At 65.8% G+C, this 25,832-nt stretch carries 21 protein-coding genes and 1 tRNA gene; 14 read left to right on the forward strand and 8 right to left on the reverse strand.

What is annotated here, in order from left to right:
- Positions 1-233 precede the first annotated feature (233 nt).
- Positions 234-716, forward strand: a complete 483-nt coding sequence (locus ArtHe_RS00005; RefSeq protein WP_248318185.1) for an SRPBCC domain-containing protein — start codon at positions 234-236, stop codon at positions 714-716.
- A 9-nt stretch (positions 717-725) separates the two neighbouring features.
- Positions 726-2,099 (forward strand): FAD-binding oxidoreductase, encoded by a 1,374-nt coding sequence (locus ArtHe_RS00010; protein WP_248318186.1) that lies wholly within the window; start codon positions 726-728, stop codon positions 2,097-2,099.
- Between the two features lie 66 nt (positions 2,100-2,165).
- On the opposite strand, the gene ArtHe_RS00015 is transcribed toward ArtHe_RS00010, so the two are convergent.
- Positions 2,166-3,890, reverse strand: a complete 1,725-nt coding sequence (locus ArtHe_RS00015) for a glycoside hydrolase family 13 protein (RefSeq protein WP_248318187.1) — start codon at positions 3,888-3,890, stop codon at positions 2,166-2,168.
- A gap of 293 nt (positions 3,891-4,183) precedes the next feature.
- On the opposite strand from ArtHe_RS00015, the gene ArtHe_RS00020 reads away from it, so the two are divergent.
- Entirely contained in the window at positions 4,184-5,011 is an 828-nt protein-coding gene (locus ArtHe_RS00020) for a DUF4190 domain-containing protein (RefSeq protein ID WP_248318188.1), read from the forward strand.
- Between the two features lie 122 nt (positions 5,012-5,133).
- Here ArtHe_RS00020 and ArtHe_RS00025 read toward each other — a convergent pair whose 3' ends face one another.
- The 4 genes from ArtHe_RS00025 to ArtHe_RS00040 all read right to left on the reverse strand — a co-directional run bounded on the left by ArtHe_RS00025 (position 5,134) and on the right by ArtHe_RS00040 (position 10,092).
- Entirely contained in the window at positions 5,134-6,495 is a 1,362-nt protein-coding gene (locus ArtHe_RS00025; protein WP_248318189.1) for a DUF4032 domain-containing protein, read from the reverse strand.
- 121 nt (positions 6,496-6,616) lie between these two features.
- Positions 6,617-7,705 (reverse strand): sn-glycerol-3-phosphate ABC transporter ATP-binding protein UgpC, encoded by a 1,089-nt coding sequence (ugpC, locus tag ArtHe_RS00030; protein WP_066301972.1) that lies wholly within the window; start codon positions 7,703-7,705, stop codon positions 6,617-6,619.
- A gap of 156 nt (positions 7,706-7,861) precedes the next feature.
- Positions 7,862-8,638 carry a trehalose-phosphatase gene (gene otsB / locus ArtHe_RS00035; protein WP_248318190.1) on the reverse strand — a complete coding sequence of 259 codons (777 nt, stop codon included), beginning with the start codon at positions 8,636-8,638 and terminating at the stop codon, positions 7,862-7,864.
- The gene (locus ArtHe_RS00040; RefSeq protein ID WP_066301968.1) at positions 8,635-10,092 is read right to left on the reverse strand and encodes a trehalose-6-phosphate synthase; all 1,458 of its coding nucleotides are present in this window, start codon (positions 10,090-10,092) and stop codon (positions 8,635-8,637) included. The genes otsB and ArtHe_RS00040 overlap by 4 nt, the downstream gene beginning before the upstream one ends.
- Positions 10,093-10,258: 166 nt before the next feature.
- On the opposite strand from ArtHe_RS00040, the gene ArtHe_RS00045 reads away from it, so the two are divergent.
- Positions 10,259-11,137, forward strand: coding sequence for a thioredoxin domain-containing protein (locus ArtHe_RS00045; protein WP_248318191.1), 879 nt, complete (start codon positions 10,259-10,261; stop codon positions 11,135-11,137).
- 145 nt (positions 11,138-11,282) lie between these two features.
- Positions 11,283-11,359 (forward strand) — tRNA-Thr (locus ArtHe_RS00050).
- A gap of 141 nt (positions 11,360-11,500) precedes the next feature.
- Here ArtHe_RS00050 and ArtHe_RS00055 read toward each other — a convergent pair.
- The gene (locus ArtHe_RS00055) at positions 11,501-12,721 is read right to left on the reverse strand and encodes an MFS transporter (RefSeq protein ID WP_248318192.1); all 1,221 of its coding nucleotides are present in this window, start codon (positions 12,719-12,721) and stop codon (positions 11,501-11,503) included.
- 495 nt (positions 12,722-13,216) lie between these two features.
- On the opposite strand from ArtHe_RS00055, the gene ArtHe_RS00060 reads away from it, so the two are divergent.
- The gene (locus ArtHe_RS00060) at positions 13,217-13,714 is read left to right on the forward strand and encodes a DUF2975 domain-containing protein (RefSeq protein WP_248318193.1); all 498 of its coding nucleotides are present in this window, start codon (positions 13,217-13,219) and stop codon (positions 13,712-13,714) included.
- Complete coding sequence (locus ArtHe_RS00065; protein ID WP_248318194.1) at positions 13,714-14,007, forward strand: helix-turn-helix transcriptional regulator; 294 nt, start codon at positions 13,714-13,716, stop codon at positions 14,005-14,007. The genes ArtHe_RS00060 and ArtHe_RS00065 overlap by 1 nt, the downstream gene beginning before the upstream one ends.
- Here the strand turns inward: ArtHe_RS00065 and ArtHe_RS00070 are convergent.
- Positions 14,004-14,957 (reverse strand): DMT family transporter, encoded by a 954-nt coding sequence (locus ArtHe_RS00070; RefSeq protein ID WP_248318196.1) that lies wholly within the window; start codon positions 14,955-14,957, stop codon positions 14,004-14,006. The genes ArtHe_RS00065 and ArtHe_RS00070 overlap by 4 nt on opposite strands.
- A 65-nt stretch (positions 14,958-15,022) precedes the next feature.
- Between ArtHe_RS00070 and ArtHe_RS00075 the strand changes: the two genes are divergently transcribed.
- The gene (locus ArtHe_RS00075; RefSeq protein WP_248318197.1) at positions 15,023-16,468 is read left to right on the forward strand and encodes a PLP-dependent aminotransferase family protein; all 1,446 of its coding nucleotides are present in this window, start codon (positions 15,023-15,025) and stop codon (positions 16,466-16,468) included.
- A gap of 123 nt (positions 16,469-16,591) precedes the next feature.
- Here the strand turns inward: ArtHe_RS00075 and ArtHe_RS00080 are convergent, their stop codons facing one another.
- The gene (locus ArtHe_RS00080; RefSeq protein WP_248318198.1) at positions 16,592-17,278 is read right to left on the reverse strand and encodes a TetR/AcrR family transcriptional regulator; all 687 of its coding nucleotides are present in this window, start codon (positions 17,276-17,278) and stop codon (positions 16,592-16,594) included.
- Positions 17,279-17,451: 173 nt separating this feature from the next.
- Here ArtHe_RS00080 and ArtHe_RS00085 point away from each other — a divergent pair, with 173 nt between their 5' ends.
- The 6 genes from ArtHe_RS00085 to ArtHe_RS00110 all read left to right on the forward strand — a co-directional run bounded on the left by ArtHe_RS00085 (position 17,452) and on the right by ArtHe_RS00110 (position 25,822).
- Positions 17,452-19,149 (forward strand): amidohydrolase, encoded by a 1,698-nt coding sequence (locus ArtHe_RS00085; protein ID WP_248318199.1) that lies wholly within the window; start codon positions 17,452-17,454, stop codon positions 19,147-19,149.
- Entirely contained in the window at positions 19,146-20,813 is a 1,668-nt protein-coding gene (locus ArtHe_RS00090; RefSeq protein ID WP_248318200.1) for an ABC transporter substrate-binding protein, read from the forward strand. Before ArtHe_RS00085 ends, ArtHe_RS00090 begins: the two co-directional genes overlap by 4 nt.
- A 1-nt stretch (position 20,814) precedes the next feature.
- Positions 20,815-21,846: an ABC transporter permease gene (locus ArtHe_RS00095; RefSeq protein WP_248318201.1), complete on the forward strand. Its 1,032-nt coding sequence runs from the start codon at positions 20,815-20,817 to the stop codon at positions 21,844-21,846.
- Entirely contained in the window at positions 21,843-22,703 is an 861-nt protein-coding gene (locus ArtHe_RS00100; protein ID WP_248318202.1) for an ABC transporter permease, read from the forward strand. Before ArtHe_RS00095 ends, ArtHe_RS00100 begins: the two co-directional genes overlap by 4 nt.
- Positions 22,700-24,304: an ABC transporter ATP-binding protein gene (locus ArtHe_RS00105; protein WP_248318203.1), complete on the forward strand. Its 1,605-nt coding sequence runs from the start codon at positions 22,700-22,702 to the stop codon at positions 24,302-24,304. Before ArtHe_RS00100 ends, ArtHe_RS00105 begins: the two co-directional genes overlap by 4 nt.
- A gap of 99 nt (positions 24,305-24,403) precedes the next feature.
- Positions 24,404-25,822, forward strand: a complete 1,419-nt coding sequence (locus ArtHe_RS00110) for an FAD-binding oxidoreductase (protein WP_248318204.1) — start codon at positions 24,404-24,406, stop codon at positions 25,820-25,822.
- Positions 25,823-25,832 lie beyond the last annotated feature (10 nt).

Genomic DNA, 25,832 nt, shown 5'->3' on the forward strand with positions numbered 1-25,832 from the left:
GAAGACCACCTGTTGGGTGGTCCGGGTTCAGGCCCCACACCCTTGGTGCGGGGCCTGACCTGTTTAACCGGTCCCTCCCTGCGCTGCGTCGTGAGGGGGGTCCCGTTTCGGGAGTCCCGGAGCCCGAAGCAGCTCCGGGAGCGTGTGGGATATTTCCCACCAAGACCGTGGCCAGTACGGGCGGACCGGGAGAACTGCAGGCCGACAGGCAACGGAGTACGTAGGCTGAAGGTATGTCATCTTCCTTGTTTTCCCATGCACCAGACCCCGAGCCGGAGCAGGCCACGGCCGCCGTCGCCGATATCGTCGAAAGCTGCGTTGTTCCCCGTGAAACGGAGGAGGCATTCAGCGGATTTCACGAGTACCTGCACCTGTGGTGGCCGGAAGAGTTCAGCACGTTCGGCGAGGGGATGCATCCGGAGTTCGAGGGCGGCTCCCTGACGGAAACCAGCCTCGACGAGGAGACCGCACTGTGGGCCACTGTCCAGGAAATCAGGCCGGGGGAACTGCTGGCCTTGGACTGGTTCCTGGGACACAGCCCAACCACCGCCACCAGTGTTGAACTGAAGTTCGAACCGCAGCAAGAAGGCACGCTGGTGACGGTGCTGCACTCGGGGTTGGGCCGGCTTCCCGATGGAGAAGAGGTCCGTGAGCGGCTCGCGGGGCAGTGGCGCAACGTAGTGCAACGTTACGCCCGGTTCATGGGCGCCCGGTAGCCTTCTGATATGACCACTGATGTTCTGCATGACCTTACGCTTGCCATCCCCGGCGCTTCCGTAGCGACCGATCCTGCAACCCTGGCAGCGTATGCCAAGGACCACGGTCCGGTGCAGGACCTCATCGATCCACTCGCGGTGGTTTGGGCGGAAAGCGTGGCTGACGTGCAGAACATCCTGCGCTGGGCGTCGCGCACGAACACAGCTGTTGTGCCGCGCGGAGCCGGTACCGGGGTCTCAGGCGGAGCCCACGCCACCAGGAACTGCATTGTCCTCAGCCTCGAGAGGATGAACCGGATCCTGGACATTCGGCCGGGCGACGAGCTCGCCGTCGTCGAACCCGGGGTCATCAATGCGGACCTCAATGAGGCCGTCAAAACGCATGGGCTGATGTACGCACCGGATCCGGCCAGCTACCGGATCTCCACGATAGGCGGCAACGTCGCCACGAACGCCGGTGGCCTGCGCTGCGCGAAGTACGGCGTAACGCGGGACTCCGTCCTGGCACTGGACGTAGTACTGGCAGACGGCACACTGATCCGCACCGGGCATGAGACCTTCAAAGGCGTGGCGGGCTATGACCTGACGGGCCTGTTCACGGGATCGGAAGGCACACTCGGTGTCGTCGTCGGGATCACCGTCCGGCTCCGCTACCTGCCCCGCGACGTGCGGACCGTCGCAGCTTTCTTCCCGGACTTCCGGACGGCTGCGGCCGGTGTGCTCGCCGTCGGCGCGGCACGGGTCCAGCCCGCAATCATGGAACTGCTCGACGGCGCCACGATGGCAGCGCTCGACGGCGCCCACGGCTCGGACCTAGGGACCCGTGGAGGGGCGCTGCTGCTGATCCAGACCGACGGGTTCGGCGCCGAAGCCGAAGCTGACGCGGTACGGAACGTCCTGTCCGGACTCGGCGGAACGGTAAGCTCCGCAGGTTCGGCCGAAGCCGAGCGGCTGGTGGAACTGCGCAGGCACAGCCGCGGGGACGACGTCGACCATGAACTGCGGGTAGGGGAAGACGTGGCCGTGCCTCGCTCCCAGCTGGTGCACTACGTTGCCGAGCTCGAGCGGATGGCCCTTAGCCATGGGGTCCGGCTCAAGGTTGTTGCCCACGCGGGTGACGGCAACCTGCACCCGACATTCTGGGTTAACACCGCGGAAGGCGCTGACGGAGCCGCCCGCCTGGCTGCTGCCCTGGACGAATCCATCACAGTTGCCCTGGGGCTTGGCGGAACCATCACCGGCGAACACGGTGTCGGCCAGTTCAAGCTGCGCTGGCTCGCGCAGGAGCAGCAAGCCGAGGTGCTGGAACTTCAGCGCCGGGTCAAAGCAGTCTTTGACCCGGCCGGAATCCTGAACCCGGGCAAGGCCATCCCCGGCACCTAGCGGCCGGTCTGGCACTGCCGGCCTGGCCTGGTCCCGGCCGGACCAGGAACCGGCTGGACCAGAAACCTAGGCCACCCGCATCCAGACAGTCCGGTTGGGGCGGAGCCGGTTGTGTTCCATGGCGCCCGGGGAGCTTTGGTGCAGGATTTCGAACTCCGGCAGCTCCACGGCTTCGGTGCCCATGTTCATCACCACCAGCACCCCGTTGTTCACGAAGGCCACAACACCCTCGGCGTCGTGCTCCGGCCACCAGGACAGTGAGCCATGGCCCAGGCCGAGTTCCTGGCGCAGCTTCAGGGCCGTTTTGTACATGTGCAGCGTGGAGTCCGGGTTACGTTCCTGGATATCCCGGGAGTGGGTGCCCCAGAGCCCTGGCTGCGGCAGCCAGCTCTTGCCGGTGCTGCTGAAGCCGTACGACGGCGCATCCGCCACCCAGGGCAGCGGCACCCGGGACCCGTCCCGGCCCACGCGGACGCCGTCGGTCCGGTGGAACGTCGGGTCCTGCCGGTAGGAGTGCGGAATCATGGTGTGGTCCGGCAGGCCCAGTTCCTCACCCTGATAGAGGTAGACCCCGCCGGGCAGGCCGAGCATCAGCAGTGTCGCAGCACGGGCCCGGGCCAGTCCGAGCACGTGGTCCGGCTGTGCGTCGCTGGGGCCGATCCCGTCGCCGCTGCGCAGCTGATGCCCCTGCAGGCCGAAGCGGGAGACGTGGCGGACGACGTCGTGGTTGGACAGTACCCACGTGGTGGGGGCACCGACCTTGTCGAAGGCGTTCAGCGAGGTTTCGATCGTGTGCCGCAGATCGGCGGCGTCCCAGGGGTGGTGGAGGTAGGCAAAGTTGAAGGCCTGATGCATCTCGTCCGAACGAACCCAGTCAGTGAGCCGGTCCAGCGGATCGATGGTGGCTTCAGCGCACAGGACGCGGTCGCCGTCGTACTCATCCAGGATCTTGCGCCAGGAACGGAAGATGTCGTGGATCCCCGCCTGGCCGAACATGGGGGCCTCGTGGCCGGGGAAACCGTCAATGGAGGCGCCGTCGGCCCGGCCGCCCCAGTCCGGCAGGCCGGACTTCTTGATCAGGGCGTGGGCGACGTCGACGCGGAAGCCACCGACACCGCGGTCGAGCCAGAAGCGCAGGATGCGCTCGAACTCGTCCTTCACTGCAGGGTTGTCCCAGTTGAAGTCGGGCTGGGTGGAGTCGAAGAGGTGAAGGTACCACTGGCCCGGAGTGCCGTCAGGGTTGGTGACCCTGGTCCAGGCCGGTCCGCCGAAGTGGGACTGCCAGTTGTTCGGCGGGTTTTCGCCGTGCTCACCGGTGCCGTCGCGGAAGATGAACATGTCCCGGGCGGGGGAGTTCTCCGGCGCGGCGAGGGCAGCCTGGAACAGGGCATGCTGGTCGGAACAGTGGTTGGGGACCAGGTCCACGATTACCCGGATGCCGTGCTTCGCGGCGGTGGCAGTGAGGGCGTCAAAATCTTCCAAAGTGCCGAAGATGGGGTCTACGGAACAGTAGTCCGCGACGTCGTAGCCGGCATCTTTCTGCGGCGACTTGTAAAACGGGGAGAGCCAGATCGCGTCGATGTCCAGTTCGGCCAGGGCGGGGATTTCTGCCGTGATGCCGGGCAGGTCGCCAATGCCGTCGCCGCGGAGGTCGCGGAAGGAGCGGGGATAAATCTGGTAAATCACCGAGGAGCGCCACCATTGACGGTCACGTTCAGCGGAAGCCTCGTGGACCGGCACCAGCTGGAGCTCGGTTGAAGGCCTTGAGGTTTCGCGGAGGGCATTGTCCATGGACGGAATCATCCTTTTCACGCTGGTCCGGCTGCTTACGTATTGGTTAACGCCGGCTTCCCGGCACATGTGCCGATGTGTGGTGGTGATTGTTCCCACAGCTGCACGACCGGTTCGCGCAGCTAGGCGCCAAAGCCTGACATCGCACATGGAAAGGGCCGCTGACTTGGGGAAGGACCCTCACAGGCCCAGCCTAGCCGCAATTGCACAGGATAGACTGGCGGCGATCGCCGGAACAGCTGCGGCTGTTCGCCGGCCAGGTACCTAAGAACCAGTGCCCCAGGGGGAGAAGCATGCCAGAGAACCGCAACGACGACGCCGGCCAGCCGGCCGGCGAGCCCAACGGCTTCGCAGCGCCGGGACAGCCGCATGGCGAATCGACGCCGGAAGAGCCGACGGCAGCCGACTGGGCCGGTTCCACCGGACCGGCCCAGCCGACCGACGACAAACCTGTGGCCGGCAACACACCTGCGTCCGCTGACACTCCGCCCAGCGGTGGTGCACCCACCCAGCCGCTCTATGGCGAATACAGCGGGGGCCAAAACAGCGAAGGCCAGTACGGCGGAGGCCAGTACGGCCAGCAGGCTGCTCCGCACGAGCAGCAGTACGGGCAGGGGCAGCAGCAGCCTTATGGCCAGCAGCCGGATCCGGGCCAGCCGGTTCAGGGACAGCCAGCCCCCTACGGCCAGCAGCAGTACGGGCAGCAGCAGGCGCCCTACGGTCAGCAGCAGCCTTACGGGACACCCAACTACGGCTATCCCGGCACCTACCAGGCTCCGGCGCAGAAGCCCGGAAAGGTCATGGGGATTGTCGGCCTGGTCCTGTCCTGCCTGTTCTTCATCCCGTACGCCTCAGTGGCGGGCCTGATCCTAAGCATCATAGGCCTGGTCCAGTCCAGGAAAGCCAAAGAAAGCAACGGCCCTGCCCTGGCCGGCATCATCATCGGAGCCGTCGTGCTGGCAATCACCGTGATTGCCACCATTTTCCTCTTCGCGTTCGCCGCCGGCGCCGTGTTCGACGTGGTGGAAGTCTGCCAGGAATACGGGCCGGGAACCCATTTCGTCGACGGTATGACCTACGAGTGCGGGGTTAATTCCACAGGGTTTGAACAGTCCCTGTAATTTCGCGGAAAACCAGCGGCATATTCGTTGCTGGAAACCAGCAAAGGCCGGGCCCTCGGGCCCGGCCTTTCGCATGCCCAGGGAGTCTCGCGTGCCGGAGACTTTCGCACACCGGGGACGGGCTAGGGCTGCCCCGGTGATCCGCCGCCCTCCAGGATGCGCATGGTCTTGGTATCCGGGTTGAGCAGGATCGCGGCTTCATCCCGGCGGTGCCGCAGCTCCGTGTCCAGGTAGGACTGCACCGCTTCGGCGAGGCCCACGTTCCGGTTCTCTTTTTCGGAGAGGTACCAGCGGTGTTCCAGGACCTCGTGGACCACCTCTGCCTGCTCCAGTTTGCTGCCGAGCTCACGCGGCACGGACTTGACGATAGGTTCGAAGACCTGGGTCACCCAGAGGTGGGCGCTGAGCTCTTCATCCAGGTCAGGATGGTTGTCGGCACGGTAGGAGTCCAGATCGTTCAGGAGCCGGCGGGCCTGGTTCTCCTGGGCATCGAGCCCGGTGAGGCGGAGCAGGCGGCGCTGGTGGTGGCCGGCGTCGACCACCTTGGGCTGCAGCTGCACCTGCGAGCCATCCGGAGTGGTGCGGATGGTGAGTTCGTCGACGTCGAACCCCAACTCGTTCAGGCGGCGGATCCGGGCATTGACGCGCCAGCGTTCGCCGAGTTCGAAGGACTCCTGCTCGGTGAGCTCTGCCCACAGGTTCCGGTAGCTTTCCATGATGCGTTCGCTGGTGGCGAGCGGATCAACGCTTTCCTCGATCAGGCCGCCCTCGGCCAGGTCCATGAGCTCGCCGGCAATGTTCACCCGGGCAATCTCAAGGTCGTACTCGCGCTGCCCGGGGGAGAGCTCCGGGTAAAGCTCCCCCGTTTCGGCGTCGACCAGGTAAGCGGCGAACGCTCCGGCATCACGGCGGAACAGCGTGTTGGAGAGCGAAACGTCACCCCAGTAGAAGCCTGCGAGATGCAGGCGGACCAGCAGCAGTGCCTGGGCGTCGATCAGCCGGGTCAATGTCACCGCTCGCAGCGTTTGTGAAAACACGGCACGGTAGGGCAGGGAGAACCGAAGGTGCCGGGTCACCAGCACGGGAGCGAGTTCCTCCCCGTCCTTGTCCGTGCGGCCGGTAATCACGGCCACGGGAGCAACACACGGGATATTGAGCCGCCGCAGCTTGCGGAGCATCTCGTACTCCCGCAGGGCCACCCGTTCGCTGGTCTCCTTGATCGCGATGAGGGAATCGCCAAGTTTGGCGAACCGTACAACGTGCCTGGAAATGCCGCGGGGGAGCGCCGCGAGGTTCTCTTTGGGCCACTCCTCCAGCGGGATGGACCAGGGGAGATCCAGCAGCGCCGGGTCCATGGAAGCAGCGGTGATATGGAGGGAACCCAGCGGAGCCTGGGACTCATCGGTCTGGTCCCGCGGGGGAGTTCCGGGCTGCTCTCGGTCCGTGGGTTCATCGCGCTGGTTGGCGCGCGCAGCTTCAGTCATGGGCGGCATGCCTTCTGTGGGCTCTGTACTAAACCGGCGGTTTGTTAAACCGGTGCGGTGGCCTTCTCCCAGCAGTCTAGTTCAGGGAAAAGGCCACCGCACTTGTACGGAACCGCCGGGCCTAGGCCTCGTCTGCGAGCCGCTCTCCCGTGCTGGTGTCGAACAGGTGCACGTGGCCCGGCTTCGGCCGGACAAACAGTGTGTCGCCCTTGGCCGGCGGCTTCCGGGCATCCACCCGGGCCGTGATCTCGTGTTCCTGGCCGTCCAGGAACGTGTGGCCGTACACGAAGGCATCCGCCCCGAGTTCCTCAACCACGTCAACTTCCACCTTCAGGCCCTCGCCTTCAGCGGCGATGTCCATGTCTTCGGGCCGCACTCCGAAGGTGACGGTGTTGCCTGCTGCGGCGTCGAGGATGCTCCGCGGAACCGGATAGACCGTGCCGCCGAAGCTGACACCGCCCTCGGTGACCGGCAGCTCGAGCAGATTCATGGCGGGTGAGCCCATAAAACCGGCGACGAACACATTCAGCGGCTTGTCATAGAGGTTGCGCGGGGTATCAACCTGCTGCAGGATCCCGTCCTTGAGGACCGCAACCCGGTCGCCCATGGTCATGGCTTCCACCTGGTCGTGGGTGACGTAGACCGTGGTGACGCCGAGGCGGCGGGTCAGGGACGCAATCTGGGTGCGGGTCTGGACGCGCAGCTTGGCGTCCAGGTTGGAAAGGGGCTCATCCATCAGGAACACCTGCGGATTGCGCACGATGGCCCGTCCCATCGCCACCCGCTGGCGCTGCCCGCCGGAGAGTGCCTTGGGCTTGCGGTCCAGGTAGTCCTCGAGGTCCAGCAGCTTTGCTGCCTCGCGGACGCGGTCAAGCCGTTCTTCCTTGGGGACGCCGGCGATCTTCAGGGCGAAGCCCATGTTGTCCGCGACGGACATGTGCGGATACAGCGCATAGTTCTGGAAAACCATGGCGATGTCGCGGTCTTTGGGAGGAACGTCGGTGACGTCACGGTCACCGATGAGAATGCGCCCGGAATCGACGTCTTCCAAGCCTGCCAGCATGCGCAGGGAGGTGGACTTGCCGCAGCCCGAGGGGCCGACGAGCACCAGGAATTCGCCGTCGGCGATTTCCAGGCTGAGGTTGTCGACTGCGGGGCGGTCAGTGCCCGGATACAGCCTTGTAGCGTGGTCGAACGTTACCGTTGCCATGGTGTTTCCCTTCACGGGCAGGTACGTGCCCGACGATCCGTTGTGAATGGGTGGATATGTATTTTTGAAGCAGCGTGATGGACGCCGTGTGGCGTCCATCACGCTTAGTATGCCACGCCTGTAAAGAGGGCAGAAGGAAACGAGGTGGCCGGGAGGTTAATTTTCGACGGCGGCGCGGCGCAGCTGCAGCAGGTGCTCCAGCACCTCGGCGAAATCCGCGGTCGAGTCCACCCGGAAACCGGCGGCGGTGGCACCCGGTCCCACCTTGATTCCCACGTCACCGCGCTGCAGTGCAGCGAACCCGTGTTCGTCCGTGACGTCGTCGCCGGCGAACAGCACGGCCTCCGCACCGGTCAGCTCACGCAGCGCGCGGATGCCTTCGCCCTTATTGGAGTGCACCACTGATGCCTCGAGCACCCGCTTGCCGTCCGTCACCTGTACGCCGTCGAGCTCGCCCAGCCGGATGCGGGCGGCATCAACCGCCGCGGAGGCGACGTCGTCGGGGGCTCCCCGGGTATGCAGGACGACGCCGGCAGGTTTGTCCTCTAGCCGGCACCCCGGCGAAGCGTCCACCACGGACGCAACGGCCTGCCGGGCACGGGCCAGCAGTTCCGCCTGCTCCGGCGTGAGCTGCAGCGGCTGCGCGTTGGGCCCGGTCCAGGTCTCAGCTCCATGGCTGCCGACCAGCAGTGTTTCCGGCTCGGGGCTGGCAGCGTGGCGCAGGCTTGCCAGTGCCCGCCCGGAAATCAGGGCGGTTGAGGTGTGCGGCATACCCGCCAGTGCGCGGAGCGCGGCGGCTGCTGCCGGCAGCGGCCGGGCATCTTCGGCGCGTTCAACGAGCGGTGCCAGGGTGCCGTCGAAGTCCACGGCGACCAGCAGCTCGTCAGCTGTGGCCAGAGTGGCCAGGGCGGTGCGGAGCTCCATGGGGATCATCGCTGCTCACCTTCCATCCGCAGGGCGCTGAGGAAGTTCTGGGACCAGCGCTCGACGTCGTTCTGCAGGACCTGCCGCCGCATCAGGCGCATCCGGCGCTGGGCCTCGCGGGGCTGCATGCTGATCGCGTTGACGATCGCGTCTTTCAGCCGGTCAATGTCGTGCGGGTTGACCAGCACGGCTTGCCGCAGCTGATCTGCGGCACCGGCGAACTCGCTGAGCACCAGGGCACCGGTGTTCTCAGTGCGGGCCGCCACGTATTCCTTGGCGACCAGGTTCATGCCGTCCCGCAGGGCGGTCACCAGCATGACGTCCGAAGCCAGGTAGAGGGCAACCATTTCCTCCACCGGGTAGGAGTGGTGCAGGTAGCGGATGGCTGTGTTGCTCATCGTGTCGTACGTGCCGTTGATCCGGCCCACGGTGCCTTCGACCTCTTCGCGCAGCAGCCGGTACTGTTCCACGCGCTCGCGGCTGGGGCTGGCGACCTGGATCAGGGCCGCGTCCTCCACGCTGATCCGGCCGTCTTCCAGGAGCTCGCCGTAGGCCTTCAACCGGTGGCTGATGCCCTTGGTGTAGTCCAGGCGGTCCACGCCGAGCAGGATGACTTCGGGATTGCCGAGCTCGCGGCGGATCTGCTTGGAGCGCTCGATGACGTCCTCGCGCTTGGCGAGTTCGGTGATCTGGTGAACATCGATGGAGATCGGGAAGGCCTCGGCACGCGAAACGTAGCTGGAGCCGTCCTCGCCGGTGACGTGCACCTGCTGCTGGCGGACCGAATGCCCGGCGAACCGGCGGACGCAGCGCAGGAAGTTCGCGGTGTCGCTGGGACGCTGGAAACCGATCAGGTCCGCGCCGAGCAGGCCGGCGATGATGTCCTTGCGCCAGGGCAGCTGGGCGAAAATCTCCAGCGGAGGAAACGGAATGTGGTTGAAGAACCCGATCTTCAGGTCCGGCCGGAGGCTGCGCAGCAGCTGCGGCACCAGCTGCAGCTGGTAGTCCTGCACCCAGACAGTGGCACCCTCGGCGGCGACCTCGGCGGCGGCTTCAGCGAAGCGGCGGTTCACCGTGCGGTAGGAATCCCACCAGGTCCGGTGGAACTCCGGCGGGGCGATGACGTCGTGGTAGAGCGGCCAGAGCGTGGCGTTGGAGAAACCCTCGTAGTACAGCTCCACCTCGGAGGCGCTCAGCGGCACCGGACGCAGGTGCATGTTGCCGTGGTCGAAGGGTTCCAGGGATTCGTCCGGCGCTCCATGCCAGCCAACCCACGCGCCGTCGGCCTTTGCCATCACCGGAGCCAGGGCCGTGACCAGCCCGCCGGGGGAGCGGCGCCAGGAGTCTCCGTTGCCGTCTGATACCCGGTCTACGGGCAGCCGGTTGGAGACCACAATGAAGTCGTAATCGCCGTACCCGTCCGTTGAAATCTCTGTTTTCGATTCCGCGGCAACAGCGTTCACTTTTTGCACTCCTAAGTCGACTTGTCTCTTTGCCACTCTATCCAACCGGGGAAACTTTGTACCGCCCCGAAACGTTGTCGATGGGGTGCGGGGATATCGTTGTCCCTGAAGCACTGTGTTGCCCGATGCCGCCGTGAGGGCGGCCGCTTGAGAGACATGAGGAAATATGAGTGACCGGAACCCCAAGCCGACCAAGGCTGACCGTCAAGCTGCAGCGCGCGAAAAGGCCCGTGCCCTGCGTGAGGCGCAGCTGAAGAAGGAACGCCGCAACAAGCTCCTGACACGCTGGGGCATTGTGGTCGGGATCGTCGCGGTCCTCGTGATCATCGCCGTCGTCGTCATCAACAGCGTCCGCGGCGGCATCCCGGATGCAGGTCCGGCACCTGCCAACGGCAACATTAACGGCGGCATTACCCTCACCTCGTCCTCCACATTGGAACCGACGGAGCCGCTGGAAGTGGACGTCAATAACCTGCCCGAGGCAACGACCACCAACGCCGCCGGCGAAACCGTTCCCGCCGGCGTCGAAGCAGCAGCGCCGGGCGAACCCGTCCAGATCGTGGAGTACGTGGACGTCAACTGTGTGCACTGCGCTGACTTCGCCTCCACTTACGGGTCCCAGATCGAATCCTGGCTCGACGCCGGCGAGGTCACGTACGAATACCGCACGGTTGCCTTCCTGGACCGCGGTTCACCCACGAACTACTCCTCGCGCGGCGCCAATGCCGCTGCCTGCGTGGCTGATTCCAGCCCCGAGTCCTACTGGGGCTTTATGAAGGCGATCTTCGCGCAGTACCCGAACGGCGAAATCGACAACGCTGCGATGGTCGATATGGCCGAGGCTGCCGGTGCCACGGACGTCCAGGACTGCATCAGCAATGATGGTTTCCGCACCTACGTGAAGTACGCAGACTCCATGGCCCGCGCGGCCGAGGTAAGCGGCACCCCGACCGTCTACATCAACGGTTCCGAGGGCGACCTGAACACCTTCGTCGAGACGGTCCAGGCCGCGATCGACGCCAATAAGGCAGAGGCCGCTGCCTAGTACCACCTGATTGCCGGGGTGCCCTCCGGAACGGAACAGTGAGTGGTTTCGTTCCGGAGGCTGCTCTGGGCTAATCTTGTCTAGCGCTGTTTAGTCGGTTGGTTGTTGACCGGCGACGACGGCGCGGGGCCGGTTTTCCGGCCATGCCTCCTTAGCTCAGTTGGCCAGAGCACCTGTCTTGTAAACAGGGGGTCGCCGGTTCGAATCCGGCAGGGGGCTCCACTGCTTTTCCAAACCCCTCCTGTTAGGCGTTACGCCCGAACAGGAGGGTTTTTTCATGGGTGCTGCCGGGCGGCGGGCCGGTGTTCGGCGACACGCGTTCCCACTCTATGTAGCCTCCTGTGCCCAGTGGGGTCACACCAGTCACTCCAGTGCACAAACAGTGGGAACCCGTGCGGCAGGCAGCTGGCGAACTGCGACTGCCGTGGCAGCAGTCAGGATGAGCGCCGTGATGCCGCAGAGGATCAGGGCAACTTCCGGTGAGTGCTGATCAATGAGGGCACCGGCAACTGAAGCTGACACCGCTGCGCCTAGGTTCACTGAGGTATTAATCCAGCTCGATGCCTCGGTGCGGGCTGCCGGGGCGGTCACGCTGTCCGCGGCTAAATACCCGGTGATGAGTGATGGGGCCAGGAAAAGGCCGGCTGCTATCAGGACAGCAACCATGGCGGGAGTCGAACTGACGAGGGCCAGGAGGATGGTGCCAAGGGACAGGAGGAAGCATAGGGTGATCAGACGGCTCCGCAGGGACGAGCGCCACTTATGCCTTCCGTAGAGAAGCCCTCCGGCAGCGCTTCCGGCGGCGAAGGCCGAGAGGAGCCAGCCGGCGAGAGCTACCGAGTTCTCCCTGTCGGCGTACGCCGGGACGGCGACTTCGATGGTGCCGAGCACAACGCCGACACCAAGGATCAGAAGCAGGATGGGCAGGAAACCCAGCTGGCGCAGAGGTTTGTCCTGAGGCGGCAGCCGATGAGGGGTCCCGCGCTGCTTTCCAGAGACCGCCCCTGAAGTCATCCCGAATGTTCCGGTTACCACTGCGGCTGCAGATATCACCAGGCCGGCCAGCGGAGAGCTGGCAGCGATGACTGCTGCGACCACCACGGGGCCGGTGGTGAACGTTAGTTCCTCTGCAACCGCGTCCACGCTGTAGGCCCGGGTACGCACCGGCCCGGGTGGTGTCACCGAGGCCCAGAGCACCCGCATGGAAGCTCCAAGGGGCGGAGTGCTAACTCCACAAGCTGCTGCCGCCACAGCCAGGGGAAACACGGACTCCACCCCAAGGGACAGCAGATAGGCCATCAGGCACAGGCTCCCCGCATGGACCAGCGCCAGCAGGTTCAGGACCCGCCGCTGCCCCCAGCGGTCAACGAATCGGGCGCGCCAGGGGGAAGCAACCACATTGGCAAACCCGAATACTCCGGTGAGTAATCCGGCGATGGCAAACGAACCGGTGGCATCCTGGACCGCCAGGAGGAGCGCCAGCCCGACCATAGCCAGCGATAATCTGCCGATAAGGGCGGGAAGGAAAACTCTGACTGCTCCCGGTGTCCGCAGGACCTGCAGGTAGGTAACGCGCTCAGCCACAGTTCAGGCCTCCCTTCATGCTCAGGACGGAAAACCGGTTGCCGGGACGGGCGGTGGATATTGGTGAAGAGACCGGCCATTTGGGTCCAGGCGGACGTTGGCGGGCACAGGGATGCGTACAGAGCAGGTTCATGGAGAGAGTGGTTTTCTGCGAGGGGCACCTTGAATGAAAGTTCAAAATGCCGGATCCGACGGTGGCTTGGAAGGGCCGGGGCACGAAACAGAAGCCGCCCGGGCCGGTGTAGCGAAGTGCTGCGCGGGCGAGACACAGTCCGTCAGATAAAGAAGGGCATAACCACACGCAGAGAGTATCAGAGGCTCCACGTGAGTTCGTCGCCGGGGTGCCAGTGGCAAAGCAGACATCACAGACATCACCGCAGTGCAGACATCACCGCAGTGCAGACATCACGACAGCCGGAGAAAGTTGCGGATGCGGCGCACCTATCTCTCGATAGTCGATCTAAACTGATTGTCAATCGAGAAGGGAAGGCCCTCATGGGAAAGCTGACCATCGTTGTGCTGCGCATCCTGATGGCGGGTGTGCTGGCAGGAACACTGTTCGCCCAGGCCGTTATGGTGCCGCTGCTGGGAACTGACCTCGGCGAAGCCGGACCAGGCATCGCCGCCATCCGTGTGCCGGTGCTCGCTGTGGTGCTGCTGGGGATCATCAGCTTCCAGGTCACGCTCGTCTGTGTCTGGCGGCTGCTGACCATGGTGCGGCGGGGGACAGTGTTCTCCGCCGAAGCCTTCCGCTGGGTGGACACCATCATCGGTGCCGTCGCTGCTGCTGCGGTCCTGACCGTCATTCTTGGTTTCCTCCTGGCCCCCGGGGAAGCCGTGGCCCCCGGAGTGGTCCTGCTGCTTGGCGGGACCGCGGTGACGATCGCCGGCGTCGCACTGGTCGTTGTGGTGATGCGCGCGCTGCTGGCCCAGGCAACGGCCACCGACGCCGCGGCCAGGGACCTGCGCAGCCAGCTCGACGAGGTGATCTGATGCCGATCATCGTGGACATCGATGTGATGCTTGCCCGCCGCAAAATGCCGGTCGGAGTCCTCGCCGAACGGATCGGGATCACGCCAGCCAATCTCGCGGTGCTCAAAAACGGGCGGGCCAAAGCCGTCCGGTTCACCACCCTGGCCGCGCTGTGCGAGGTGCTGGACTGCCAGCCCGGGGATCTGCTCCGCTGGGTCCCGGACGACTGCGGGGATGCCGCTTCCCGCGGTGAAGCGCGCCCGCAGACCGCGGCATTCAGCTTCGATCCGCAAGCGGCCCGCGACCGGGCTTAGGCCCGCCGGGTCACCCGGCTGCGGACTGCCGCCCCGGCACAGACCACAATCACCACCGCTCCGATCCCGTTTGCCAGCGTAAACGCTTCACCGAGCAGGAGCGCCGCCCACGCCAGGGTGAGGAACGGCTGCACCAGCTGGATCTGGGAAATCGCGGAAATGGGCCCAATCCCCAATCCCCGGTACCAGGCGAAGAAGCCCAGGAACATACTGATGACGGCCAGGTATCCGAATGCCAGCCACGCGGCGGGCGAAGCATCAGGGAATCCGGCGGACAGCCCCATGCCGGTGGGAATCAGCATGGCCGGAAGCGCCAGTACCAGCGCCCAGCAGATGGTCTGCCACGCGCCGAGTTCCCTGGCCAGCAGGCCGCCCTCGGCATAGCCAAAAGCTGCCAGCACGACGGCGCCGAGCAGGAGGAGGTCTCCCGCGCCCAGCCCGCTGAAACCTCCCGCATCGAGCAGGACAAATCCCACCGCAGCGCTGGCACCGGCCAGCGAGGCCACCCAGAAGCGCGCGGAGGGGCGTTCGCCGGCGCGCAAAACGGCGGCCACCGCGGTGGCTGCGGGAAGCAAACCAATCACCACCGCCCCGTGGGAGGCAGGAACGGTCTGCAGCGCGAAGGAGGTCAGCAGCGGAAAGCCCGCCACCACCCCGGTGGCCACAATAGCCAGGCGCCACCACTGGGATGTGTTGGGCCGGGGCGCGCGGGCAGCCAGCAGCACGGCCGCCGCGAGGAGCGCTGCTATGACCGCGCGTCCGCCGCCGACGAGCAGCGGATCCAGGTCCTCCACCGCAACACGGGTAAACGGCAGGGTGAAGGAGAAGGCCAGCACTCCCAGGAAACCAAACAGCGGTCCTTGGGGAATACCGGCGCGGCCGCCGGGCCGTGCCTTGCGGTCGGATAACGGTGGCGAAAAAAGAGGAGTAGCGCTATTGTTGGTCTTCACTATTTAGAGTAGCAATGTGGGAGACGGGGTGAAATCCCACACGACGATCTGAAGGCGGTCAGCCAGTGGAACTGGAAGCAGCGCCGGCGTCCCCGACGGGCCTGGAAACCGACCTGCGCCGGTTCACCGCTTCCCACCCCGCGGGAAGCCGGCTGCCCACTACGCGTGAGCTGGTTGCCCGATATTCCGCGAGTCCGGTGACGGTGCAGCGGGTGATCCGCGGACTGGCGTCCGAGGGCCTGGTGGAAACCCGGCCGGGCGCCGGGAACTTCGTGGCCCGCCGCACCGCCGTGCGGCACGCCGATTTCGCCTGGCAGACGACGGCGCTGGGCCCGGCACGCACGCCGCCCAACCCCGTCGGGGCAACCCTTCAGGCGACGCCCGAAGGCAGTATTGCCCTGCACAGCGGTTATCCGATGGAGGATCTGCTGCCGGCCAGGCTTGTCCGCTCAGCCATGGGGCGCGCGGCCCGGGGCGGGGTGGCGGTGGAACGGGCTGATCCAGCAGGCCTGCCCGGGCTCCGGCGCTGGTTTGCCGGCGAGCTGACCCGGTCCCGGGTCGATGCCGCCCCGGTCAGCGCCGAGGATGTGCTCATCACGCCGGGGGGCCAGAGCGCCCTTGCCTCGGTCTTCCGTGCACTGGCGGGCCCGGGCGACGCCGTCGTGATGGAATCACCCACCTACTGGGGCGCCATAGCCGCCGCCCGCCAGGCGGGGCTGCGGATCATTCCGGTCGCTCGGGGTTCCAGGGCGCCGCTGGCCAGCGACCTGGAGGAAGCGCTGGCCACCAGCGGGGCCCGGATCTTCTACGCCCAGCCGCATTTCGCCAACCCCACCGGGACGCTGTGGACTGCGGAAGACCGTGCCGCCGTCATGAACCTCATGCGTGCCCGTGGAACCTATCTGGTCGAAGACGACTGGGCCCGTGACTTCTGCATCGATGCCGATCCAGCCCCGCTGGCTGCGGACGACCCGGACGGGCATGTGGTTTATATCCGTTCGCTGACCAAGAGCGTTTCGCCTGCTGTCCGGATTGCGGCGCTGGTGGCGAGGGGGCCGGCGCGGGCCCGGCTGCAGACCGACCGTACGGTGGATGACCTGTACGTCAGTGGACTGCTCCAGGCCACCGCCGTCGACGTGCTGACTTCGACCGGCTGGGACAGCCACCGTTCCCGGCTGAGGACAGAACTGCGGACCCGGCGCGACGAACTGGCCCGGCAGATTGGCATGCACCTCGGGGCAGACGCCCTCACTCTGCTGCCCAAAGGCGGACTCAACCTCTGGGTCCAGCTTCCCGACGGTACGAACAGTGCGGCGCTCGCTGCCAGGGCCCGCTCGGCGGGCGTCCTGGTCGCGCCGGGTACGGACTGGTTTCCCACGGAATCGGCAGGTTCCTTCCTCCGCCTGAACTATGCCGGTGCCCACCCGCACCAGTTCGGCCCGGCGCTGCGGACGATTGCCTCGGTGTTCGACGCCGGCACTTCGCCAGCCGCTGCCGCAGCTATGCCGTAGTCAGGGTTTTGGCCAAAGCCGCGTGGGCGGTGTGGGCCGCGGTGAAGGCCGCTGCCGCAGCCGGCTCCAGGGCTTGGCCACCTGTTCAGCCTTCACCAATAGTCTCCGCACAGCGTCGAAAAGCTAGCCGGCACCCCGCTGGCTCTCGCGTTCAGCGCTGTCGAGAATTGCCGCCACCCCCGCGTTGAACGCCAGGAGGGAGTCCAGGTTCCCCAGGCCGGAGTGGTGCTTCTCGAGCAGGGGGTAACCGGACAGCCGGGCAAAAACGCCCGGGCTCAACCACGGGTCGTGGCCGCCGGAATCCGGCAGCCGCTGGACCTCCGCCGAGATCCCGGTGCCGAGCGCCAGCGTATAGCTCTCCAGCGCGGCGTAGTAATGCACCACCCGGTCATCCGGCAGCCCGGCGTCAGTGAGGCACTGCAGGACAAACTCGATGGCCTGCAGCTCCCCGGGGCCGTAAGTGTCCGTGGCAAAGGACTCGCTGCCCAGCGCCGGGTGTTCCATAAACGCGTTCAGGAGTTCGCGGCCGTAGACCTCCAGCCGGGTCCGCCAGGGCGCGCCGGTTCCCGCAGTGGCCAGCGTGCGCTGCAGGGACAGTGCAAACAGCCGGTCCAGTGCCGCCCGCACAATGGCGTCCCGGTTTTTGAAGTGCCGGTAGACCGCGGTGGCATCCGCGTCGAGTTCCTGCCCCAGCCGGCGGACGGTCAGGCGCTCGCCGGGTTCCTGCCGGGCCAGGCGCAGGACGGCGTCAACGATGGTTCCGGGGTCCAGCCGGTTGCGGCGGTCCGGTGGAGGGGCAGTTTGTGCCATCTTTTCTGCCGCCTTCCAACGGATCCGGGTTTATCCCCAAGGTACATGATCCAAGGGGGCTGCAGCCTGCGTCAATGTAGATGTCATCATTGATGTCAACACTGTTGACCAAATGTGATCCGCGCCATATCGTGGCTGGCAGGACTCGATATTTGCAACGAAAGGACACCTTGGTGCACGCGGAGACTCTCCTTGAGAACGGCTGGGTATACAGCGGCAACGATGCCGCCCCCGTCCAAGCCAGCCTGGCCATAGCCGGCGGACGCATTCTCGCCGTCGGCACCGGGGACGTCATTGACGTCACCGTGGGACCAGAGACGCAGCGCGTCGACCTGCGGGGGCAGCTGGTGGTCCCCGGATTTCAGGACGGCCACATCCACCCCGTTTTCGCCGGGATCGAGATGCTGCAGTGTGACCTGACGGGAGTTGAATCGGCGGATGAAGCTCTGGCAGTCATCGGACGGTACGCGGAGGAGAACCCGGACGAGCCGTGGATCCTTGGCGCGGGCTGGTCCATGGACCTTTTCCCGGGCGGAACACCGCTGCGGCAGCAGCTCGACGCTGTGGTCCCCGGCCGCCCGGTCTTCCTCCAGAACCGGGACCACCACGGGGCCTGGGCCAACACAGCCGCCTTCGAGGCCGCCGGGATCACCGCCGATACCCCCGATCCGGACGGCGGCCGCTTCGAACGCGAGGCCGACGGCACTCCGGCAGGAACCGTCCATGAGGGAGCGGTGGACCTGTTTAACCACGTCAAGCCCGCGGTGCCTTACGAACTCGCGTACAAAGGCCTGCTGGCCGCGCAGCAGCTCCTGCTGGCACAGGGCATCACCGCTTGGCAGGATGCCTGGGTGCCCATCCCCGAGGGCGAACATGCCGACAACCTCAAGGTCTACATGGACGCCGCCAAGGCAGGGGATTTGCTGGTGCGGGTCACCGCCTGCCAGTGGTGGGACCGGACAGCCGGGTTCGGCCAGCTCGAGGAGATTCTGGAGCGCCGCGATTCGGTCGCCGCTGTCTTCGACCCAAGCCGGCTCAACGCGAATTCGGTCAAGGTCATGGTGGACGGCGTCGCCGAAAACTACACGGCGGCCATGCATCACGTTTATCTGGACCACCACGGGCACCACACGGAGAACCGCGGCATTGAGTTCTTTGACCCGGCCGAGATGAAGGAATTCGTCACCGCGATCGACGCCGCCGGCATGCAGGTCCATTTCCACGCGCTTGGCGACCGGGCCGTTACCGATGCGCTGGACGCTGTGGAGGCGGCCCGGGAGGCTAACGGGCCCAACGACAACCGGCACCATTTGGCCCATCTGCAGGTGGTCCGGTCTGAGGACATCCAGCGTTTTGCGCCGCTGAACGCAGCGGCGAACGCCCAGGCACTGTGGGCCTGCCACGAGGAGCAGATGGACACGCTCACACTGCCGTTCCTGGAGCCAGGCGCCGAGGACCGGCACTATCCGTTCGGTGAGCTTGCAGCCGAAGGCGCCCGCCTGGTGGCGGGCAGCGACTGGCCGGTTTCCACCGCGGATCCCGTGGCCGCCATCCACGTGGCCGTCAACCGGGCAGCTCCGGAATCCGGTCTGCCGCCGCTCGGCCCGGAGTCCCAGAAGCTCAGCCTCAAGCAGATCCTCGATGCGTATACCCAGGGCTCCGCCTGGATTAACCACCTGGATGGACAGACGGGCACCCTGGAGCCGGGGAAGCTGGCGGACCTGGCCGTTCTGGACAGCAATCTTTTCGAGCTGGAAGCCGGGGACCTGCACCGTGCGGCCGTCACCCAGACCTGGATCGGCGGGGAATGCGTGTACCAGCGCCCCGCCGCGGAATCCGCCGCAAACCGTGACGCCGGGGTGCTGCAATGAAGGCAGTGGCGGGCGGTTACCGCAGGAACCGGGCCCGTTACGCCGCGGCCGGAGCCGCCGTCGTCGTCGCCGGTGTTGTCCTCAGCGGCTGTTCCGCGGGCAGCCAGGGCGCGGATGCGAATCCGGACGGGGAGAAGTTCACGCTGAGCGCCTCCAGCCCGGAGCCTGGCACGGAGATAGAGAACGTCAACTGGGGCATGTACGCGGAGCCCTTCTCCCTTGATTACGCCTATGCCTTCGATTACCCGGACAACACCGTGCTCTCGAACGTCTGTGAGTCATTGTTCCGCTGGAACGCTGACCTCACGACCTCCCCGGGGCTGGCGACCGGCTTCGAGAATCCGGATCCGCTGACGTGGGTCTACACCATCCGGGAGGGGGTGAAGTTTCACGACGGCACGGAGATGACAGCCGCAGACGTTGTGGCCTCGATGCTGCGCCACGTATCCCCTGAGGTGGGATCCTTCTGGGCTTCCTCCTACCAGAACGTGGAATCGATCGAACAGACCGGCGACTACGAGGTCACCGTGACGATGCTCCAGCCGGACTACCTGTTCAACGCCTCGCTGGTGGGCGCTCCCGGGGTGGTGGCATCGGCCAAAACACTGGAGGAAGCGGGCCCGGACTACGGCAACTCCAGCACGGGCGTGAACTGCACCGGTCCCTTCCAGTTCGAGAGCTGGGAACCGGGGGAGAGCATCACGCTTGGCCGGTTCGAGGACTACTGGGATCAGGACCTGGCAGCGAAAGCCGGGCAGATCACCTTCCGGATGCTTCCGGACGCCAACGCCCGGACTAATGCGTTCCAGACCGGCGAGCTCGACGGCGGGTTCATGATCCCCTCCAACGCCATCGACATCCTGCGCGCCAATAAAGACGCCGGCGACCTGTACTTCGGCACCGACAGCTCCGTCCAGAGCATGGTCTTCACTGACCTTGAAGGCACGTTCAAGGACGTAAGGGTCCGCCAGGCACTGATGATGGCCATCAACCGTCCCGCCCTGATCGACGCCGCGGAACAGGGCTACGCCACCGAGACCGATGCCCTGACCACACGCAATGTCTGGAATGAAGCTTCGACGGAGGTCGTCGATGAGGCGTTCGGCGCGCTGCCGTCCATGCCGTACGACCTGGAGGAGGCCCGCCGGCTGGTCAAGGAGGCCGGAGCCGAGGGCAGCAAATTCGTCTTCGCGACCGCCTCGCTCAACGCCGCGATGGACATTTCCGTCCGGGCCATCGCATCGGCGGCTAAGGAGATTGGCCTGGACCCCGAGATCCAGACCATGTCCAACGACAAGTACACGACCCTGTTCTCCGACCCGGAGGCCCGGGTGGGCGTGGACCTGCTGATTACCTCCTGGTACCTCTCCGCCAATGAACCGCTGGAAATGTACAGCGTCCTGAGGACAGGGGACTTCAGCAACTACGGCGGCTGGTCCAACCCGGAGTTCGACGGCCTGGTCAACTCCGCCTTCGCGGTCCAGGATCCCGACGAACGGGCACGGATCACCGCAGAGGCGGCCCGGCTCGCCGCGGAAGAAGTCGTCTGGGGTCCGCTCTACGAAACCGTCACCACCATGTGGCTGGGCAACCGCATCACCGGTGCGGACCCGTCCATCAACTACATGTACTTCCCGTGGGCAGCCAAGATAGGGGGTCGCTGAGATGACCACTGCAGTTCAGGCACCATCCGTTGCAGACGCTCCGGGGCCAGCCCCCGCACACAAGGCCAAGGGCCGGGCCAGCAGACCCCTTATCTACATCCTGCAGAAGCTCCTGGTCCTCGCCGTCACGCTGTTCGTAGCCTCGCTGGCCGTGTTCTTCTCCCGCTTCCTGGTCCCGGGCGATCCGGCGCGCTTCCTGCTCAGGGGCCGCAGCCCCAACCCCGATGCCCTGGCGGAGATCACCCGCCAGTACGGATTGGATAAACCCGCGTGGGAACAGTACCTGAACTGGCTAGGCGGTATCTTCCAGGGCGACTGGGGACGCTCCCTGACCTACCGCCAGGACGTCTCTGAAGTCCTCCTGAGCCGGCTGCCCACCACGCTGCAGCTGGTTGCGCTGGCGGCCGTGTTTATTACTGTGCTCGGGCTGCTGGCCGGAATTGTGGCCAGCCTGAACAAGGGTTTTGGAGACCGGTTTATCCTCATCACTCTGACCGCCGCCGGTGCCGTACCGCCGTTCGTGGCAGCCATCGCCCTGGTCGCCCTGTTCTCCGTCGGCCTGGGCTGGTTCCCGTCCTTCGGGAGCGGCGACGCCGGCTGGGACCGGATATGGCATCTAACCTTGCCCGCGCTGGCGCTGGGGATCACCTATATCGCCATGGTGGCAAGGGTGACCCGCTCCTCCATGAATGAGCAGCTGGTCCGCGAGCATGTGGAAGTGGCTACGAGCCGTGGCCTCAGCCGCGGGGCAGTCGTGGGACGGCACGTGCTGCGCAATGCCCTGGGTCCCATCCTGACCGTCAGCGGTGTGCTGGTGGCCGGCCTGCTGGTCTCCAGCGCCATCATTGAGCGGACCTTCGGACTCGCGGGAATCGGTCAGCTGCTGGTGCAGTCGATTGACCGTCTGGACTTCTCCGTTGTCCAGGCGATCGTGATGGTTGTTGTGGCCGCCTTTGTCCTGGTCAACACCCTGGTGGACCTCATTCAGCCCCTTATTGATCCGCGTATCGCGGCCGGAACGGAGACCCGATGACTCTGACGCTCCGCCTGCCACAGCAGGCCGGCCTAAGCCGCTATGGGCAATACCTCTCACCCCTGGGCTGGGCCGCGGCGGTTTTCGCCGCCCTGGTGGTTCTCCTGGCGGTATTCGCTCCCGTCCTGGCACCCTATGACCCGGACTACGTCGACCTGAACAACGTGCTCGCTGGTCCGGGAGCCGGGCACCTGCTCGGCACCGACGCGCTGGGCCGTGACCTTCTGAGCCGTCTCATGCACGGCGGCCGGACTTCCCTGCTGGGACCGGCAATCGTGATGGTGGCCTCCACCGTCCTGGGCCTGCTCCTGGGACTGGCCGCCGGCTGGTCCCGGGGATGGGTGGGCAAGCTGCTCAGCCGGGTCTTCGACCTGCTTTTTGCCTTCCCTGCGCTGCTGCTGGCCATGCTGGCAATTGCCCTGTTCGGCAAGGGACTCACCGCACCGATCATCGCGATGACCATCGCCTATATTCCCTACGTGGCACGCCTGACCCAGTCGCTGGTGACCGCCGAACGCAGCCGGCCCTATGTCCAGGCATACCAGGTGCTCGGGTTCCGGACACCGTGGGTGGTCCTGGGCCGGGTCCTGCCCAACCTCATCCCCACCGTGGGCGCCCAATCCACTCTCAACTTCGGCTACGTGCTGGCTGACCTTGCAGCACTTTCCTTCATCGGGCTGGGAATCCAGCCTCCCACCAGTGACTGGGGCGCCATGATCGAGGAGTCCCGGGGCGCACTGTTGGGCGGACACCTGCTGCCGGCCTTCTGGCCAGCCCTGGTGATCGTCCTGGTGGTAGTGGCCGTAAACATCATCGGCGAGGAACTTTCAGATCGAATCGGAGGAAAACTCGCATGAGCAGGCTTTTGGAGATCCAGGATCTCACCCTCGGCTTCCCGGACAAGGCACCGCTGCTGGAGCGTGTCTCGCTTCATGTGGACGACGGCGAGGCCGTCGCTCTGGTGGGAGAGTCCGGATCCGGTAAATCTTTGACGATCAGGGCAGCGCTGGGACTCCTCCCGGAGCGCGCACAGGTATCCGGCACGGTCTCCGTCCGCGGGCTGGACACCCTGACCGCCGGGAGGCAGCGCCTGATGGACCTGCGCCGCAAAGATGCGTCCATGATCTTCCAGGACCCCCGGGCCGGAATCAACCCGGTCCGCACCGTGGGGGACTTCCTGGGGGAGACGCTGCGGTTTCAGGGGCTCTCGCGCGCTGAGGCAGCGCAGCGGTCGGTCGCCGCGCTCGAACAGGTGGGGCTGCGCCGCGCCAAAGAGCTCACCGGCCAGCACCCGCACCAGCTCTCCGGAGGCATGCTCCAGCGCGTGATGATCGCCGCCGCGCTGCTGAACTCTCCGAAACTGCTGCTCTGCGACGAACCCACCACGGCACTGGACGTGACGACTCAGGCCGGCATCGTGAGCCTGCTGCGCGAACAGCAGCAGGCCCGGGGCATGGGCATGCTTTTTATCACCCACGACCTGAACCTTGCTGCCAGCCTCTGCGAACGCGTCTACGTGCTGCGGAACGGCCGGGTCGTGGAGCAGGGCGCCACCCGGGAAGTCTTCCTGGCCCCGCAGGAGGACTACACCCGCCAGCTGGTCAACGCTACGCCGGTCATCGACCTGGACAAGGTCCCTGCACCGGGCGCTGCGAGCGGCGTCCAGCCCCTGCTTGCGGCCAAAGGCCTGTGCAAACGCTACGAAGTGGCACGCGGAGAAATCCTCACTGCGCTGGACGGTGCCGCTTTCAGCCTGCCGGAAGGCGGTTCCCTCGGCGTCGTCGGAGAGTCGGGATCCGGGAAGTCCACGCTCGCCCGGCTGGTCGTGGCGCTGGAAACGGCCACGGAGGGTGAACTCACGCTCGGCGGGAACCGCAGGCCGCAGCGCCGGCTGGCGGCCGCGGAACGGAAAGTCCTCGCCAAGGATGTCCAGATCGTCTTCCAGGACCCGTACCTTTCGCTGGATCCACGCATCCCGGTAGGCAAGGCCGTAGCGGATGTCTTCCGCCTGCACCAGCATCAGGGGCGCCAAGAGGCCCTGGCCAGTGCGCGGGAACTCTTGGGACGGGTGGGGATCGCCGAAGAACGCTGTGACGCCTTGCCCCGCGCGCTCTCCGGCGGCCAGCGACAGCGTGTTGCCCTTGCCAAAGCGCTCGCCGCACGTCCCCGGCTGCTGGTCCTGGATGAGGCTACCAGCGCCCTGGATGTTTCGGTCCAGGCCCAGGTGCTCGATCTGGTGGAGGAACTCCGCGACCAGTTCGGCTTGACCATTCTGTTCGTCACCCACGACCTGGCAGTTGTTTCCAGGCTCTGCGACAACGTCCTGGTGATGCACCAGGGCCGGATTGTGGAACAGGGGCCAACCGCCCGCATTCTTGAGGATCCCGGCGAAGAGTACACCCGGAACCTCATTGGCTCGCGCCCCCGCCCGCTGTGGGAAGAGCCGGCAACGGCCTGATCCATCCAGGACCAGGCGCTGAGCCACAAACGGCGGCAGCCTTTGCCGCCGAATCATCCGGGCGCGGTTCCCGCCGCACCCCGAAACAGGAGAACACCCGTGAATACCACCGTTTTCGAACGGAACGTCCCCCGGCCCGCCGTCGTCGCCAAGTCGCTGGAAGGTGCCGTGCACCGGCCGTTCTGGATCGATGGACTTCAGGAGAACGCGCCCAGCCACCCCCGGCTTGAGGGCAGCACCCACGCCGACCTGGTGATTGTGGGCGGAGGGTACACCGGGCTCTGGACGGCGCTGCGTGCCAAGGAACGGAATCCGGAGCGCACCGTGATCCTGCTCGAGGCCGAACGGGTGGCGTGGGCGGCTTCCGGCCGCAACGGCGGATTCTGTGAAGCCAGCCTGACCCACGGGTATGAGAACGGGCTGAACCGCTGGCCGGAGGAACTCAGCACGCTGGAACGCCTGGGCCTGGAGAACCTGGACCGCATGCAGGAGGCGGTGCAGAAATACGGCATGGACTGCGACTGGGAACGCACCGGATCACTCAGCGTGGCTGTTGAACCGCACCAGGTGCCCTGGCTCCAGGAGGACGGATCGGAAGGCGGCGTTTTCCTGGACCAGGAGGCCGTCCGGGCCGAAGTGAACTCGCCAACCTATTTGGCGGGGCGCTGGTACAAGGATTCCGTGGCCATGGTCCATCCCTACAAACTGGGGCTGGAACTGGCCAGGACGGTTGCCGGCCTCGGCGTCGAAATCCACGAGAAAACCCGGGTCACGGAGCTGAAGGAGCACGACGGCGGCGTCACCGTAGTGACTGAACACGGCGACGTGCGGGCGGGCCAGGTGGTGCTGGGAACCAACGCCTATCCGTCGCTGCTGAAGCGCAACAAGCTGATGACCGTTGCCGTCTACGACTATGCGCTGATGACGGAGCCACTCACCCCCGTGCAGCTCGAGGCAATCGGCTGGAGCAACCGGCAGGGACTCGCAGACCTGGCGAACCAGTTCCATTACTACCGGCTCAGCAAGGACAACCGGATCCTGTTCGGCGGCTACGACGCCCTTCACTTCGCAGGCGGACGGGTGAACCCCCGGCACGAGGACCGCCCGGAGACCTGGGAAAAACTCGCGTCCCACTTCTTCACCACGTTCCCGCAGCTGGAAGGGCTGAAATTCAGTCACAAGTGGGCAGGTCCCATCGATTCCAGCACACAGTTCTGTGCCTTCTTCGGCACCGCGCGCAAGGGGAAGGTCGCCTATGCCTCCGGCTTCACCGGGCTGGGCGTCGGGGCTACCGCATTTGCCGCCGACGTCCTCCTGGACCTGTTGTCCGGCCAGGATACCGAGCGCACCCGGGTGGAGATGGTGCGGAAGCGTCCGCTGCCGTTCCCGCCCGAACCGCTGGCCTCGGTGGGAATCAACCTCACCAGGTGGTCGATGGACCGGGCCGACCACAATGACGGCAAGCGGAACATCATCCTCAAGACGCTCGACGCCGTGGGGCTGGGCTTTGACTCGTAGGCAAACCAGC

The sequence above is a fragment of the Arthrobacter sp. Helios genome (genome assembly GCF_023167125.1).
Lineage (GTDB): Bacteria > Actinomycetota > Actinomycetes > Actinomycetales > Micrococcaceae > Arthrobacter_B > Arthrobacter_B luteolus.